Source organism: Allobosea sp. NPDC055353, from assembly GCF_053644975.1.
Map to the genome: position 1 here is coordinate 562,175 of NZ_JBSHMC010000001.1, position 16,854 is coordinate 579,028.

9 protein-coding genes are annotated in these 16,854 nt (G+C 65.3%); 5 read left to right on the forward strand and 4 right to left on the reverse strand.

The window, feature by feature from the left end:
- Positions 1-3: 3 nt before the first annotated feature.
- Positions 4-1,740: a WcbI family polysaccharide biosynthesis putative acetyltransferase gene (locus ACWIEX_RS02555; RefSeq protein ID WP_454031578.1), complete on the forward strand. Its 1,737-nt coding sequence runs from the start codon at positions 4-6 to the stop codon at positions 1,738-1,740.
- A 36-nt stretch (positions 1,741-1,776) separates the two neighbouring features.
- On the opposite strand, the gene ACWIEX_RS02560 is transcribed toward ACWIEX_RS02555, so the two are convergent.
- Positions 1,777-2,439: a CDP-alcohol phosphatidyltransferase family protein gene (locus tag ACWIEX_RS02560; RefSeq protein ID WP_454031579.1), complete on the reverse strand. Its 663-nt coding sequence runs from the start codon at positions 2,437-2,439 to the stop codon at positions 1,777-1,779.
- 181 nt (positions 2,440-2,620) lie between these two features.
- Here ACWIEX_RS02560 and ACWIEX_RS02565 point away from each other — a divergent pair, with 181 nt between their 5' ends.
- The 4 genes from ACWIEX_RS02565 (at position 2,621) to ACWIEX_RS02580 (ending at position 14,259) form a co-directional block, all read left to right on the forward strand.
- Entirely contained in the window at positions 2,621-3,910 is a 1,290-nt protein-coding gene (locus ACWIEX_RS02565) for a glycosyltransferase family 4 protein (RefSeq protein WP_454031580.1), read from the forward strand.
- Positions 3,911-4,026: 116 nt separating this feature from the next.
- Entirely contained in the window at positions 4,027-11,463 is a 7,437-nt protein-coding gene (locus ACWIEX_RS02570; RefSeq protein WP_454031581.1) for an SDR family NAD(P)-dependent oxidoreductase, read from the forward strand.
- The gene (locus ACWIEX_RS02575; RefSeq protein WP_454031582.1) at positions 11,460-12,812 is read left to right on the forward strand and encodes an aminotransferase class I/II-fold pyridoxal phosphate-dependent enzyme; all 1,353 of its coding nucleotides are present in this window, start codon (positions 11,460-11,462) and stop codon (positions 12,810-12,812) included. Before ACWIEX_RS02570 ends, ACWIEX_RS02575 begins: the two co-directional genes overlap by 4 nt.
- Before the next feature lie 121 nt (positions 12,813-12,933).
- Positions 12,934-14,259 carry a glycosyltransferase family 4 protein gene (locus ACWIEX_RS02580; protein WP_454031583.1) on the forward strand — a complete coding sequence of 442 codons (1,326 nt, stop codon included), beginning with the start codon at positions 12,934-12,936 and terminating at the stop codon, positions 14,257-14,259.
- Positions 14,260-14,297: 38 nt separating this feature from the next.
- On the opposite strand, the gene ACWIEX_RS02585 is transcribed toward ACWIEX_RS02580, so the two are convergent.
- From ACWIEX_RS02585 to ACWIEX_RS02595, 3 genes are read right to left on the reverse strand one after another with little or no spacing between them, the layout of a single operon-like run.
- Positions 14,298-15,086: a hypothetical protein gene (locus tag ACWIEX_RS02585; protein ID WP_454031584.1), complete on the reverse strand. Its 789-nt coding sequence runs from the start codon at positions 15,084-15,086 to the stop codon at positions 14,298-14,300.
- 58 nt (positions 15,087-15,144) lie between these two features.
- Positions 15,145-15,960 (reverse strand): SDR family NAD(P)-dependent oxidoreductase, encoded by an 816-nt coding sequence (locus ACWIEX_RS02590; RefSeq protein WP_454031585.1) that lies wholly within the window; start codon positions 15,958-15,960, stop codon positions 15,145-15,147.
- Between the two features lie 36 nt (positions 15,961-15,996).
- A complete protein-coding gene (locus ACWIEX_RS02595) occupies positions 15,997-16,845 on the reverse strand; it encodes a lysophospholipid acyltransferase family protein (RefSeq protein ID WP_454031586.1) in 849 nt (282 codons plus the stop codon).
- Between the last annotated feature and the right edge of the window lie 9 nt (positions 16,846-16,854).

A 16,854-nucleotide genomic window follows, 5' to 3' on the forward strand; every position in this document is an offset into this window, starting at 1 on the left:
CCGATGCCGAAACCGGATGACGGCGCTTCCCGCTCGCTGCTGCCCGTCATGGAGGTGCGCGAGCCGGCGAGGCGCTGGGCGGATGGTTCGGTCTCCGTCGTCCTGCTGGTCCCGGCCCAGGCCTTTCTCTACGGCCCCTTCCTGCGTTTGCCGGAGGGGCGCTATCGCCTGTCCTTCCATTGCCGGGTGCGCATGCCCCTTCAGGGCGACCACCCGGTCATGGGACTCGAAATCGTCGCGCAGAACCGCATCCTGCGCGCCTGGCGCGACTACAGCGCGGCGGAGCTGCGCGGTGGCGAGCAGAGCTTGGCCTTCGAGGTGCCGCGTGAGCTGGGTATCGAAGGCGGTGCCGATGTTCCCTTCGAGTTCCGCTTCACGCATTTCGGCAACGCCCTGCTGACCATGGTCGCGGTGACGTTGCATAGAGAACCGGCAGCGACGGAGCTCGACAACGTTGCGGCCGAGCTCGAACCCTGGCGCCTGCTCGGCCGGCTGCGGACCTTGCCGTTGCCCGGCGCGGTTCGTCTGTCGCCGCTTTCCATCACGCCCCTGAAACTGTGGCGCAGTTCGGCGATCCTGCGGCTACCGGTCGGCCTCTATCGCGCCGAGATCGGTTGCGAACTGAAGCGAGCCCGGCGTCCGTCGGAGGCTGCTCTGGCGGTTGAGGTCGAAACCCGGGACGGCATTCGGCTCGGAAAGGGCCGCTTCCTGGCGAGCGAGCTGGAAACAGGCCGTGTTTCGTTCGAATTCACCGTGCCTCAGGATATCGGGCTCGATGCCGGCGTGCCGCGCACGATCGATATCCGCCTGCGCCATTTCCGCAATGCGAGCCTGTTGTTGCGCTCACTCGATCTGCGTCGCGTCTCGGCCGATGCCCCGGCCGTGGCGTCGCCGGCGCCGTCCGGGGTGACCGCTTTCTCCGGGAGCCGAAAGAAGCAGATCGTCATCTTCGGCAATTGCCAGGGCAATCTCCTGGCCGAGGCGCTGCGCTATCATTCCGGCTTCACGCGACATTTCTCGGTCAAGCATCACTACATGGAATTGCCGGTGAACCTGCATGAGCAAGGCCGGCGCGACCTGCAGGAATGCGACCTTCTCCTGATCCAGGACATCCGGGAATGGGAGCAATATCCATTGCGCGCCGATGTTCCGAGCGACCTGCCGACGCTGCGCTACCCTTGCGTGCGCTTCGCCTCACCCTGGCCTTTCGACGCCTTCAACGGGCCGGACGACAGGCTCGCCCGCAACCGCGACCTCCCCAATTTCGAGTTCACCTATTTCGACGGACTGCTCGGGCGGCTGCGGCGCCAGATCCCCGATCCGGAGCAGCGCTTTCGCACCTATGAATCGCTCGCGATCGAGCGGGTCATCGATTTCAAGCGCCTGCATCAGTTCGAGCAGACAAGGCTTGAGGAGATGGATCGGAAGTTCCCCGCGGGAATCGGCGCCTATATCCTCGATAATTTCAGGACGAAGCAGACCTTCTACACGACGGCCCATCCCAATGGCCGGATCATGAAGATGCTGGTCAGGCAGGTCACGAAGGAACTGGGGCTGTCGCTGAATTTCTGGCTGCCGGGATCGCTCAATTCGCTGCGCCGGCTGCAGGTGCCAATCCATCCGAAGGTCGCGGCGGCGCTGGGGATCGGCTGGGCGGATGCCAGGCGCAAATATCTCGTGCGCGGCGAATGGCTGACCTGGGAAGATTATTTCCGGAAATATATCGCCTATTACGGATAAGAGGGGCGAAAACGGCCTCTTCCGGCCGTTTCGTCCCTATTTGTGGCTGGCGGCTTCCTCGTGCGCAAGCTGGGCCGCATAGCCCGCGAGCAGGCAGACGAAGGTCGTGAACAGACCGGCTGCCATGAGCAGGATGGTGACGTCGCACCAGGTCATGGTCAGGCCGACGACTGTGAAGGGTGGTGCGCCGAAGAAGAAGATTGTCGTGTTCATCAGGATGATGAGCAGACGCATTTCTGTGGGACCCCAGCCGACCAGCGAGATATGGAACTCGCCGGAAACGCAGGCCTTGACCAGCGAATAGATCGACAAGGCATGATAGCCGGCGAGCGCCAGCAGGGCGACGTCCATGCGCACGTAGGCGGACAGACCCATGCCCGCACAGATCAGCAGGTTGCCAACGACATCGATGGTCTGGTCGAGGAAATAGCCGTATTTGGGCCGCTCGATCATTCTGAAGCGTGCGAGGCTGCCGTCGAGCGAATCGCCCAGCCAGTGGAAGACGAGGCCAAGCGAGGCCAGCCACAGGAAGCTTGGCGACCAGACCGTCAGGCCATAGCCCGCCAGCGTGAGTGCCGCGCCGAAGATGCCGAAGGCGGTCAGCTTGTCGGGGGTGACGCTCCGCGGCATCCGCCGGACGAGCCAGGCCAAGGCCCTACGCTCGATGGCGCCGACGAGGCTGTTATTGATGCGTATCAATGAAGTCGACTGCTCGGTGCGGAAGAGGTCGGCTAGCTATTGCCGAGCTAGCAATGCGTTTCAAGTGTTGCGATTGCGAGAAACGTATGCCATGCGACTGTTGGGCATTCCGGCTCGTTGTGCTGTGTAAAGATTGTGACGATCGGCAACCGATTTCAGCTGACTGTGCCAGGGTCTTGTTGTGCCGATCGCCTATGATGCGACACGGCTATTCTTGGGGCCACTATCCCTGACGCCTCGCGGGATCGATCGGGTCGATCTCGCCTATGCACGCCATTTTTTCGAGCATTCGAACGATGACTGCTGGGCGATCCTGCCCACGGCTTGGGGCACGCGCGCGTTCCCTCGGGAGAGAGCTCTACGTGGGCTGACGCGGCTCGAAGAGCTTTGGGCCGAGAACAGGCAGCCGGCGGCCGACGGCGCCTGGATGTCACTAGCGCCGACGATGCAGGCAGGTAAGTCGTCCTGGCATCTTCCGCGGAACGGCGGTCTCGCCGTGTCCACCCGAATGACCTCGCTACTCAAGGCAACGGGCATCGGATTCGGTAAAGACGTCGTGAAAACCCTCAAACCTGGGACGGTCTACGTCAATGTCGGCCAGATCGGCCTCGCGGTCCCCTACCTGCTGCGCTGGCTAAACAAGCGCCCCGACGTGCGCCCACTCTTCATGCTGCATGACGTCATCCCGCTGGAGATGCCGGAATATGTCTCGCCCGGTGCGGTCAAGGCTCACGCGGCGATGGTCGATCAGACGGCGCGTTATGCCGCCGGGTTGATCGTCACGACCCGCACTGCCCAGCTGGCGATCGAACTTGAACTCGAGCGTCGCGGTGCGAGGACGCTGCCGACGCTGGCGCTGCCTCTTCCTGTTCCCTCCATCTTCCGAGAGCCATCTGACCCCGATCCAACGCTCGCTGCGATCCCGTATTTCGTCGTGTGCGGCGCGATCGAACTCAGGAAGAACCATCTCCTGCTGCTGGAGGTCTGGAAGCGGCTGCACCGCCGACTTGGCGCGGCAACCCCGCATCTGGTGATCGCCGGCGCCAAGGGCTGGCAGGGCGATCTGATTCTCGATCGCCTGCGGCGTTCCGGCGGTGTGAGCACCTATATCCATGCGGTCCAAGGCCTTTCCACGCCAGCGCTGAAGCGGGTGATCAGCGGCGCGCGTGCATTGCTGATGCCGTCCTTCATCGAGGGGTTCGGCTTGCCGGTTGTGGAGGCGGCGGCGCTTGGTACGCCGGTCGTCGCCTCCGATATTCCGGCTCATCGTGAAGTCGGCCATCCCGAGACCGTTTTTGTCGACCCCATCGACGGTCTCGGCTGGGAGGCGGCGATTGCCTCGTTCCTGCCGGTCGGGCCGCGTCGTTTGGCGCCCTCTTCGGGGTATGCCAGCCTGACTTGGACCGAGTACTTCGCCGCGCTGTCGTCGTTCATTCGGAGGATCGAAGACTGTGAAGCAGGTTTAGACTGAGTTTGGATTGTTTTTTTTCGCAATGCCCCGTATCAGCGAGCAAGGATCGGAGCGAGACTAGTGTGCCGTAAAATATCGGCCGTGATTGCGTGAGAGCACTGGGATTGTCGAAGTCTATGTCGTTTCACAAGCAATCAACTGCCGTAGAGGCAGCCATTATCGGCGCCGGCTGCATTCTACCCGGCGCGAATAGCCTGGAAGCGCTGTGGAAGCTGCTGCTGGAAGGTCGCAACGTTGTTTCCGAGCGGCCTCGCGGGCGCTGGAATGTCGAGCGCTTCCTGCGGCCGGGCGATCCCGCTCCCGGATTCTCCTATAGTTTCGCCGGCGGCTATCTCGACGATGCGTTCGGATTCGACCCGACGCCGTTCAACATCTCCCCGCGCGAGGCCCAGCAGATGGATCCGCAGCAGCGCCTGCTGCTGACGACTGCCTGGCGCGCTTTCGAGGATGCCGGCCTGCCGCCCTCGACGCTGGCCGGCGGGAATGTCGGCGTCTATGTCGGCGCCTCGCTCGCCGACTACCAGAGTGCCGGCGCCTTCGATCCGGCCGTCATCGGCAGCCACTTCATGACCGGCAACGCCCTGTCGATTCTGGCAAACCGGCTATCCTACGTGTTCGACCTGAAGGGGCCGAGCTTCACGGTCGATGCGGCCTGTTCCTCTTCCTTCATCGCGCTCGCGCAGGCCGTGGCGGCGCTTCGTGCCGGCGAAGTCGATTTCGCGATCGTCGGCGGCGTGAACATGCTACTCTCGCCGGTGCCTTTTATCGGCTTTTCGCAGGCGCGCATGCTGTCTGCGACGGGGCTGTGCCGGCCGTTCTCCGAGGCCGCCGACGGTTATGTGCGCTCCGAGGGCGCGGTCGTGCTGGTGCTGCAGCGGGAGACCGAAGCGATCGCAGCCGGCCGCCGCGTTCGCAGCGTCGTCGTCGCCGCCAGCACGAATGCAGATGGCCGCACCAACGGCATCTCGCTGCCGTCGCAGGAAACCCAGCAGCATCTGATCGAGACGATCTATCGGAATGCCGGGTTTGATCCCGAGGCCCTTGCCTTTGTGGAAGCGCACGGGACCGGAACGAAGATTGGCGATCCCATCGAGGCGGCCGCCATCGGCGAGGCGCTCGGCCGACATCGCACGGCGCCACTGCCGATCGGGTCGATCAAGTCTAATCTCGGTCACCTGGAGGCGGCCTCCGGGCTCGCGAGCTTGCTGAAGGCGAGCTTGTCACTGGAACAGCGTCTCGTTCCCCGATCGCTGTTTTCCGAAGCTCCCAATACGGCGATTCCTTTCCGCGATCTCAATCTACAGCCTCTCGCCCAGCCTCTCGCCTTGCCGTCCGATGGGCGCGACCTCTTCGCCGGTATCTGCAATTACGGCTTCGGCGGCACCAATGGCCATGCGATCCTGCGCTCGGCGCGTGGTGGAGAGCGGGGCAGAGCGAATGGCGCGGCTCCCCGTCCGGCCGAGGTGCTGCTGGTCTCAGCAAGCACTGCCGATGCGCTGAAAGAGCGCGCGCTGCAGATTGCAGGGGCGGTTTCGGGCGATCTGTCTGTCGCGCGCGTTGCAAGTGCGCTCGCCTATCAATGCGAGCTGCTGCCGCATCGGCTCGCCGTTCCCATCCAGGAGAAACCGCCCGCCGCAGCGGATGTGGCGGCAAGCCTGCGGGCATTCGCTCAAGGTTCCGCTTCCCGCAAGGACAGTTCTGCCGCCGTGGTCCATGGCGCCGAGCGGCCTGCGGTCTTCGTATTCAGCGGCAATGGTGCGCAATTCGTGGGGATGGGGCGCGCAGCCTATCGCACCAATGCCATCTTCCGGCGGGAGATCGACGATATCGACCGCATCTATGCGGAGATTGCCGGCTGGTCGATCGCCAATCGCTTGCGCGACGGGGTTTCGGACGAGCAGCTCGAACAGACCTCGATCGCACAACCCCTGATTTTCGCGGTTCAGTCCGCGCTCGCCCTCGCTTTGATCGAATACGGCATTCGTCCCGTCGGCAGCCTCGGCCATAGCGTCGGGGAAATCGCGGCGGTGGAATGTTCCGGCCTGATCTCCCGGCGTGACGCGCTGCGGATCATGCACAAGCGCAGTCATCATCAGGAAACGGTGCGTGGCAAGGGGCGCATGCTGGTCCTGGCTTGCCCGGCACTGAAAGTGGAGGAATTGCTGGCTGAAGCCGGCATGCAGGATGTCGATATCGCCGCCTATAACAGCGCGACCTCGACGACCGTTTCCGGCCCTGCCGGCCAGCTTGAGGCGCTGGCGCGGCTAGCGCGCAAGAGCCGCATCGCCGGTGTCCCGGTGCATGTCGACTATCCCTTCCATTCGCGGGCGCTCGACGAGATTCAGGAGGCGCTTGTCGCCGATCTCGGCACTATAGCTGTTCAGGCGCCGCGCGTGCCGTTCTATTCGACGGTGACGGGGCAACTACTGGTCCCCGATGAGCTCGATGCGGATTACTGGTGGCATAATATCCGCTGGCCCGTCCGCTTCGCCGATGCGGTTGCGGCCGTACTGGCTGCTCACCCGGATGCGGCTTTTGTCGAAATCGCGCCGCGCTCGCTCCTGGTCGGGCCGATCTCGGACATCCTGCGAGCAGGAGAGGCGCAGAATCCGGTGTTGCCGACATTGGCGGCCAATGATCTTGCCGACCGCGACCCGATCCGCGGCGTTGTCGTGCGCCTGGTGGTCAACGGTGTCGCCCATGACCGGGAGGCGGCTTTCGGGTCTGCCCCGACGATGGTCGAATCTCTGCCGCCGTACCCTTTCCAGCCGGAGGAATATCGCTTCGACGAAACGGTCGAGGCGATCAGCGTCCATGGCCGCCTGATCGCGAGCCTGCCGCTGCATCCGCTGCTCGGGCCGCGCGTTTCGGACGGCTCGGCGGAATGGCGCAATCTGCTCGATCCCGTGCTGCTGCCCTATCTCGACGATCACCGCGTCGATGGTGGCGTGGTGATGCCGGCCGCAGCGCTGATCGAATTCGCGCTGGCCGCCGGCCGCGAATTGTTTGGAGAGGTGTCGCTCGAGATCGCGGAATTCGACATTACCAAGGCGATGACCTTCGGCGATGACGAGACCCGCGAGGTTTCGACCCGCTATTTCGAGCATACCGGCACCGTTGAGATCTGGAGTCGGCGCCGCTTCGCCACCGGCGACTGGATCATGCACGCGCGGGGCGCGCTCGCTCCCTTGCAGAATGCGGCGGCGTTGCCGTTGCTCCCGCTTCCCACCGTCCATGAGCCTATTCTGAGCGAGGCGGCGGAAATCTATGCCGCGGCCGAGCGTGCCGGGCTCGATTACGGACCGCACTTCCGGTCGGTGATCTCGACTCTCAGGGACGAGACCGTCGGCGAGAGCCGTCTCCGGGTTCCCGAGGGCGGAACCGGCGCTTATGACGACCGGCATGTGCTGCACCCGGTCTCTCTGGATGCCAGCTTCCACGGACTCTTCCTGGCCCGCCCCAACCGGGATGGCGAGCGCAAGGCGCATCTTCCGATCCGCTTCCGGCATATCCGCGTCTGGAAGCCGGGCGTGGGTGTCGCCCGTTCGGTGACGAAGCTCGAGACCGAGACCGACCGCTTCAAGACGCTTTCCGTCGCGTTGATGGACGAGGATGGCGGGCGCGTCGCCTCGATCGAGGCCGCGGTCCTGCGCTCCGTGCATCTCGTCAAGCCTTTCATGATCGAGCGGACCTTCCGCGAGGACCGTCTCGCGATCGCACCGGTCGCCTTGCCGGCTCCCGCTTTTGATGAAGCTGGCGGCCCGTCCGAGGAGGCGCAGCAGCTGTCGCTGCTGCTGAAGGCCTTCGCCATTTCCCTGGCGCGGAGCCTCGGCCGCGATCTGCTCTCATCGGAGCGTGGCGATAGTTTCGAAAGTGTCGTCATCGAGGGCAAGGTCGCAGCCGTTGCCGAGCCGCTGTTCGGCATGGCCAGGGACATTCTCGCGAGGGCCGGTGGTCTGGACAGCACGGAGGATGGCACGCGGCTCTCCGCGACATTCGCCATGCCGTCGCCTCAGGCCCTGCTCGGCACGCTCCAGCAGCGTTTCTCGGCGGCAAACCGTGAATTGCGCCTGGCCGCACAGGCGCTGGTCCAAGCCGGCCCCTTTCTGCGGCGGGGCGAGATCGACGCCCGCTCCGCCGGTTTCGCTTATGACCAGTGGGATCTGCGCGGCATCTGCGCGTCGATGCGCGACGTGGCAAAGCAGGTACTCGACGGCTGGACCGCGGCGGCCTCACGGCCCTTGCGCGTGCTCGTCGCCGGCGGCTGGAATGGCGGGTTGACCGAGGCGTTGGCGGAGGCCGTCCAGGCCGGGCGCATCCAGGCGACCTTCGCAGTGGCGAATGTCGAGAGGGCCGACGAGCAGAGGCATGGGCCGGGAATGGGCAGTGTCTTCGACATGCTCGTGATTGACGGTATCGAGAAATCCGCCCCGAGTCGTTTCGATGCGCTGATCGGCTTCGACATGCCGTTGTCTCCGTTCCTCGAGACGAATGCGCTGGCGATCCGCGGTGCCCTGGGGCTGCTCGCCGGTGATGCGCCGATCCTGCTCGCCCAGCCCGGCGACGACCTTCACCTTTCATTCCTGCTCGGCGCGGCAACGCCTGCCATCTGGCAGGGGCATGGCAGTTTGCCTCATGGTGGGCTGGCTGGCATGTGCCGCCAGCTTGAGGAGGCCGGCGCCACCGCAGTGGAGTCGGGGCAGAGTCAGGATGGGGCGCTGGCCTTGATCAGCGCGCGGGGCGCTTCGGTCGAAGCGCCCCATCATGCTCCGAACGCGGTCGCCGTGATGACCGGGCAGGGGGCTGCCGATCCGCGCGGCCGCTACGGCCTGATGGCGGCTCCGCTCTTCATGGATGACGGGGGCGGGCAGCTTGCCGCATGGCTCGAAGCTTTGCCGGAAGGCGCGCGTGCGACGGTCGTCGTGGCGCCTGAAGCCGCGAATCCGACATCGCTCGACCGGTTGTCCGGGCGCATCGATACGCTCATCGTCGTCCTGAAGCTGCTGGCCGCCGCCCAGCGTCCTTGCCGGATGCTGGTGTTGGCCGAGGCTGCCTCGGCCGGTGACGACATCCGTGCGGGAGAGGAGGCCGGTATCCACGCCTTCATGCGGGTGGCGATCAACGAGTACCCCGAGATCGACTTGCGCTTCGTCGATATCGCCTCGTCTTCGCCGGCGGCGGGGCTCGCCGACATTCTTGAGGCAGAAAACGCCGAGCGGGAATTGCGGATCACCGCTTCCGGGATCGAGGTTAGCCGTGTCCGGCGCGGCATGGAGCGCGATGCGCCACTCGGCTCCGACGAGCGTGCCGTCCTGCACTTTGCCGACGGCGTCGGCCTCGACGGCTTCGAATGGCTGCGGCAAGCACGCCATGAGCCGGGAGAGGGTGAGATCGAGGTCGAGGTCGTTGCCGCCGGTCTGAACTATCGCGACCTCATGGTCGGCCTTGGTCTCCTCGACGACGACCTGCTCGGCGCTGGATTGACGCGCGCGGCGCTCGGCTTCGAATGCGCTGGACGGGTGAGCCGGGTCGGGCCCGACGTGACGCGCCTGCAGCCGGGCGATCCCGTGATGGGCTTCGCCGCCGGCGCCTTCGCTTCCCACATCATCTGCCCCGATTGGCATTTTTTCCCGGTCCCCGAAGGCCTCGACCTCGAGGCCGCTGCGACGATCCCCGTCGCCTTCTCCACGGCCTGGTATGCTCTGGTCGAGCGCGGCCATGTCCGCGCCGGCGAGAAGGTGCTGGTGCATGGTGCGGCCGGAGGCGTCGGACTTGCCGCGATCCAGATCGCCAAGCTGCACGGCGCTGAGGTCCTGGGCACCGCAAGCAACGATGCGCGGCGCGCCATCGCCATGGCTGCCGGAGCCGATGCCGTCTTCGATTCGCGGCGGGAGCGCTTCGCTGACGAGATTCGCAGGCAGATCGGCAATGTCGATATCGTGCTCAATTCGCTGGCGGGGCCGGCGATGCTGGCGAGTTTCCGCCTGCTCAAGCCCTTCGGGCGCTTCCTCGAGCTCGGCAAGCGCGACTTCCTCGACAATACGCAGCTCGCCCTGCGGCCGTTCCTGCGCAACATCGCCTATAGCGGTGTCGATCTCGACGAATTGCTGGCTGCCGACCCTGCTCTCGTGCGCGAGATGATGGCGAAACTATCCGAGGCTTTCGGCAAGGAGGGCCTGCGGCCGCTGACCTATCGCAGCTTCGAGGCCTATGAGGTCGGGGCCGCTTTCCGGACCATGCAGGCCTCCGAACATGTCGGCAAGATCGTGATCCGCCCGCCCCGTGCCGCGCGGACCGACCTGGCCTCGCTGAACTATGCCGCTCGCCCCGGTCTCTATGTCGTGGTCGGCGGCACGACCGGCTTCGGCTTCGCGACGGCGCAATGGCTGGCGCGGAAGGGAGCCTCGCAGGTCGCTCTTCTGTCCCGCCGCGGCGCCGTCGATGACGATCTCGCTCCCCAGCTCGCCGAGATGCGCGCGAGCGGCGTCGAAGTCGTCGTCGAGGCACTCGATGTCTGCGACAAGTCCGCTGTCGCGGAAACGATCGGCCGCCTGGCCGGGAAGCATGGCCCGCTCAGGGGGGTCGTCCATGCGGCGGTGCATCTCGATGACGGGCTGATCGCCAATCTGTCGCCGGAGCGCCTGCGGGCCGTGCTGCGGACCAAGGTGGACGGCATCATCAGCCTGGCTGATGCTACCGAAGAACACCCGCTCGACGTCTTCGTCGCCTATTCCTCGGCGACGACGCTGATCGGCAGCCCGGGACAGGGGGCCTATGTCGCCGCCAATGGTTTCCTCGAAGGCTTCATGCGCGGCCGCCGGAGCCGGGGCAAGCCCGGTCTCGCCATCGGCTGGGGTGCGATCTCCGATGTCGGCCTGATCGCGCGCGACAAGCAGCTCGGACAGCGCCTGCGCCGGGCGACGGGCGTGGTGCCGATGCGCGCGTTCGAGGCGCTGGCGCATCTCGGCCGGCTGCTCAGCCTCGGCAACGCTGCCGATCCCGTGCAGTTCTATGCCGGTCTCTCGTCCAGCTCCGGAGCGGATAAGCTCGGCCTGCTCAAGAGCGCGGCCTTCCTCGAACTGGCCCAGCCCGGAGGCGAGGCACGAACGATGCATGCCGAGGATCTCGGCTCAACCTTGCGCGGCAAGAGTCGCGAGGAGGCCGTCGGGATCGTCACCGGTGTGCTGCGCCGCGAGGTTGCCGAAATCCTGCGCATGGCGGAGGGCAAGGTCGATCTCTCGCGTCCGCTTGCCGATCTCGGCCTCGACTCGCTGATGGCGCTGGAGCTTCACATGGCCCTGGAAGCCGCCATCGGCGTCCAGATCGCCGTGGTCGGCACCGGCGACCGCAGCCTGCTCGACATGGCCGGCACGATCGTCGACCAGCTCGATCAAACCGAGGGAGAGGAAGCGGCCGAGCCTGCCTCTTCGGAGAACATGCAGGCGACCATCATCCGGCTCGCCAATGTCCATTCGAAGATGGACATCTCCCCGGAACAGGCGAGTAAGATCGAGGAGATGGTTCGCCGGCCCAGCCGCGGCGCCGCAGAATGAGTGACGAGAACAAGCCCCTGTCCGACGGCGCCCTTTCCGATCTGCTGGCGCAGATGAACGAGGCGCCGCGCAGCGCGATGCCTGCGGCCGCGCGAAACGCCCGGCCGCGAGCGCGCGTCAGCATGGCCTTCGAGGATCATCCGCTCTACCAGCAGATGAAGTTCCAGCGCGGCTTTGCCGATTTCGCCAAACTGCAGAATCCCTATTACCGCCTGCATGATGCCCAGGCCGGCGCGACCTCGGTGATCGCTGGCAAACCCGTCGTCAATTTCGCCTCCTACGACTATCTCGGTCTGAACGGCCACCGCGAGATCGCCGATGCCGTGGGCGAGGCCGTGGCGGCGTTCGGGACCTCGGTCTCGGCCAGCCGGATCACGGCCGGCGAGCGCCGCGTCCATCGCGATCTCGAACAGGCGCTGGCCCGCAACTACGAGACGGAGGACTGTATCGCCTTCGTCTCCGGCCATGCCGGCGCGGTCTCCTCAATCGCGACGCTGCTCGGCCCGAAGGATCTGATCCTCCATGATGCCCTGATCCATAACTGCGTCGTGGTCGGCGCCCAGTTGTCCGGCGCGACGCGGCGGTTCTTCCCGCATAACGATCTCGATGCGCTCGAAGCCATGCTGGCGGCGGACCGGCATCGTTTCGAGCGCGTGCTGATCGTCAGCGAAGGCCTGTTCTCGATGGATGGCGACGGCCCCGATCTGGCGCGCCTCGTCGCGATCAAGCAGGATTTCTCCGCGTGGCTGATGATCGACGACGCCCATGGCCTGGGCGTGCTCGGCGCCACCGGGCGCGGCATTTTCGAGCATCAGGGCGTCGCGCCGGATAGCGTCGACCTCTGGCTCGGGACGCTGTCGAAGTCGCTCGTCAGTTGCGGCGGCTATGTCGCCGGCTGCGCCGTCGTGGTCGATCTGCTGAAGCATCAGGCGCCGGGCTTCGTCTACAGCGTCGGCATGCCCGCATCGAATGCGGTTGCTGCCACTGTCGCGCTCGATCTGATGGTGCGCGAGCCGGATCGCATTGCGCGGCTCCAGCAGCAATCACAGCGGTTTCGGACGCGGGCGCGGAATGCCGGGCTCGATACCGGCGAAAGCTGGGGTTTCGGCGTCGTGCCGATTGTCATCGGCGAGACCGTGCCGACCGTCATATTGGCGCAGAGCCTGCTCGATCAGCGCATCAACGCCTTTCCGATCGTTCCGCCGGGCGTGCCCGAGAAGGCGGCGCGCCTGCGCTTCTTCATCAACGCGAGCCATACCGACAGCCAGATCGACGATGCCGTCGATAGTCTTGTCCGGGAAATCCGCAATCTCGGCGATGCGTCGCTGAAACAGATCCTGCAAGGCTGAGCCGGACATCGATCGGCGCTCGATCGGTCTGTCCGGATCGGAGCTTGATGAAGCGTGCCTGGCCGCATCATTCTGCGGGCGACCGCTTGAAACGAGACCGTCAGAGAAGGGACCAGAGCCGGTGCCGAAGAATATCCTCCTCGAAGCCCACGCGACCCAGCTCAAGCAGGGCACTGGCATCGCGACCTATGCCCGCAACCTCGCGAGCACGGCGACCGGGCTGGGCTACGATGTGGAATTGCTGATCGGTACCGAGCAGCGCATCAACCGCCGGGACCCGCTTCTGTCGGAAGTCGTCCTCAACGATGCCGTCGATCCGAAGGCCATCGATCCGCTGAAGCAGGTCGCCCGCGCGATCGACTGGACGACCGGCGTCCTGGGCGGCGTCAAGGCGCAGCGCCTGCCGGCCCCGCGGATCGTTGTCGACCGGAGCTCCGGCGTCTCCACGGAGCGTAGCCATCCGACCTATGGCGCGGTGCGCCTCTGGGAGCGCGCCTCTATGCATTTCAACCGCTTCGGGCATCGCATGCCGGTACGGCCCGAAGGGCGGCATGACCTGTTCCATGTGACGCGCCCGACGCCGGCCTTCGTCAAGGGCGCGGCGAATATCTACACGATCCATGATATCGTGCCGCTACGCCTGCCCTACGCGACGCTGGACAAGAAGAAATACTTCTACACGATGATCAAGCATCTCGCGGAGAAAGCGGACCATATCGTCACGGTCTCGGAGTTCACGCGAAAGGACGTCCAGGAATTCTTCAAGATACCGGACGATCGCATCACCAATACCTGGCAATCCGTTTCGATGAGCGAGGCGGCGCTGTCCGTTTCGGACGAGGAGGCGGCGCGCGATGTCGACAATCGATACGGGCTGACGTTCAAGGAGTATTTCCTGTTCCTTGGCGCCGTCGAACCTAAGAAGAACATCTCGCGGTTGGTCGAGGCCTATGCCGCTTCGGGGTCGACGCGACCACTGGTCCTGGTCGGCGGCCTGGGCTGGCTCTACGAGCAGGATGTCGAAATGCTCAAGGACGAGCGCCTGCTGAGCTGGCGCTTCGACGGTTCGCATATCCGGCCGGAGCGGCGCGTCCAGCGCCTGCCCTACGTGCCGCTGGGTTCGCTCCTGTCCCTGATCCGCGGCGCTCGCGGCGTCCTCTTCCCCTCGCTCTATGAAGGGTTTGGATTGCCGATCCTTGAGGCTATGCTACTGGGGACGCCGGTGATCACCTCCAACACCAGCTCCCTGCCGGAGGTGGCCGGGGATGCGGCGATGCTGGTCAATCCCTACCATATCGAGGAGATCCGCGATGCGATCCGGACCCTTGATGCCGATGCGGACCTGCGCGCTGAATTGGTCTCCCGAGGGCGCAAACGTGCCGAGTTCTTCTCGCCGGCGCGGCATGCCGAGCGGGTCAAGGCGGTCTATGACCGCGTCCTCGGCTGAGACAGGCTCGGCTGGCGCGAGCCTGTCGGCGTCCACGCTCAGATGCGGAAACGGCGCCGGATATTGGTGATCCTCTGGGCGAGCTCGCCGGTGGGGCGCAGCGTGAGCGAGGCCTGCTCGGCCGCCACCCGGCGCGCGGCATCGGTATCGAAGGTGAACGCGGCGTAGAGCTCGGCGTAACGCTCTAGGAAGATCGCCTGATCGGTGACGGCCATCTCCGAATAGCGCAGTGCCTTGCCTTTGCTGAACTGTCCGATGCTGCCCTTGTGGCGGAACCGGTCGAGAACGCTGGCGCTGTCCACCGTCGCCCCGATCTGGCGCGCAATGGCCTGCACGACGCTGGCGCTATCATAGCAGATCTCGTTGTAGGTGAAGACCTCGACCGGGCCGGCGGCAGCCCAGTCCCTGAAGACGCCGAGCTGGATATCGATCGCGTTCAGCGTGTCCGATACCGTTGCAAACTCCGAGAATGAGAAAACCCGCCAGCGCCGTGAACGGTCGCCGTGATCGATCATCGAGAGCGCCACCTCGCGCGGATCGCGGATCGAAGCATTCGCCAGAATCCGGCCCTCCGCCACCATCTGAGCGACGTTGCCGCAGGGCGGGCCATGGGTCTTGAGGACGACATCCTTGGGGGCAGCATGGCTCTCGATCTCGGCCAGAAGTTCATGATCGATGAAGTTGAAATAGTTTTCGATCGAGTCGGGCTTCCGGAAGGGCTTGCCAAGCCGAACGATCGGCCTGCCGGCCGCGCGAAAGACCTCCTCGGTCAATTGATAGAGAAAGGTGCTCGCGGATTTGGTGATGCCGTAGCAGATATAGATCATGCGTTGTACCGCGGGTAACACCTGTGCTGCACCGGGATCCGGTCGGATGTCGAGGCGCTCATGATTGGGGATCGTTGATCCGGTTCCGCTTGAGAATGCGCCGTTGTTGCCATGCGAGGACCGGCCTGTACAGGCTATGGAACTGGGCCAGCCACGCCATCGTACGCGAGGGAGCGAGAAAGAACGCTCCGGCTTCGGCTTGGGCGATCATCCGTTCGGCGACCTGTCCTGCGCTAATCGTGCCTCCCTGTTCGGAGATCAGACGGGTCACGGCGGGGCGCTTCGGTCTCTCGTCTTCCAGCTGCGGCGTCTCGGTATCGGGCGGTGCGACGAAACTGACGACGATGCCGTCCTCTGCGAGCTCGAGGCGCAGGATCTCCGCAAGGGCCCGCACGGCGAACTTGCCGGGCGCATAGCCGCTATAGCCGGCGATTCCGATGAAGGCTGCGCCGGAAGAGACCAGCGTGATCCGGCTGCCATGCCTGCGCATGACCGGAACGGCGGCCTGGATCAGATGGAGTGTCCCGAAATAATTGGTCTCCATCTGCACCCGATGGGCGGCGAGGTCGAGATCGCGAAACAGACCGGGCTCGACGACGCCGGCCGAGGTGATCAGCCAGTCGATCCGCCCGTGCCGGGACGCGATTTCGGCGATGGCTGCCTGACAGGCTGTCGCATCGGCGACATCGACAGGCAGGAGATCGACGCACGCTTCGGCGCCGAGTGTGGCCGCGGCATCGTGTAGTCGACCCGGGTCGCGGGCCAGCAGGGCGACGTGGTAGCCGCGCCCCAGAAGCACGCGCGCGCAGGCCAGGCCGATACCGCTGGAGCCGCCGGAGATGACGGCAACTTTCGGCGGGGAGGGCGCTGGCACGGGGCGTTCTCCGTGGGGGATTGCGGTGCGTCCGGTCTACGCGATCGGGCCGATCGAGTCGTCCAGATAGTACCACTGGTCGAGATAGCGCAGGATCGCAGGCTCGATCCGGCTGTTGAGGAAGGCGACATCCACGAGCGGATCGCTCGGACCGGTATCCATGTGGAACGGCCCCTCAAAATGCAGCCGGAAGCGCACGCCGTCCAGCCGCTCGCAATAGACCACCACGAGCTGCGCCCCGGTACGCCGGGCGAGCTTCGCCGCCAGCGCGAGATTGCCTTTGGCGTGTGGCGGCCGCCCGAACAGGGGCGCCATCATCGTGCCGACGCGCTTCTCGTCGGGGAATAGGGCCAGCACGCCGTTGCCCTTCAGGATGGACAAGGCCCGGAGTGCCCCGTTCCGGTCGGGCGGCAGGACCTTGACGTCGAAGGCGCTACGCGTCGCGTCGGCGATGTCGCGATGGGCAGCATTCTCGGGCACCTCCGAGATCGAGGCGACCGGAACGCCGATCATCTGCATGGCCGAAGCCAGCACCTCCCAGTTGCCGAGATGCAGGCAGAGCGCGATCGTCGGCACCTTGCCGACCTGGGCCCGGGCCGCTTCGGGGCCGACGAATTCCAGTCGCCCCGACTCCGCAAAACGGTGGACGATGGAGAATTCGGCCATCAGACGCCCGACATTATCGACAAAGCGCCAGACGAGCCGCTCGACCTCGGCCGCGGGCATGTCCGGGAAATGGCGCCGGATATTGTCGCGGGCCTTCCGGGCGACCTTGGGATCGATGAGCCGGATCTTGAGCCAGGCCAGCCGGGCGCCAATATCGGAAACGAGCGGGATCGGCAGGCGCCGCAGGGCACGATGCAGCACTCTCTCAAGGGCCTGCATGGCAATCGT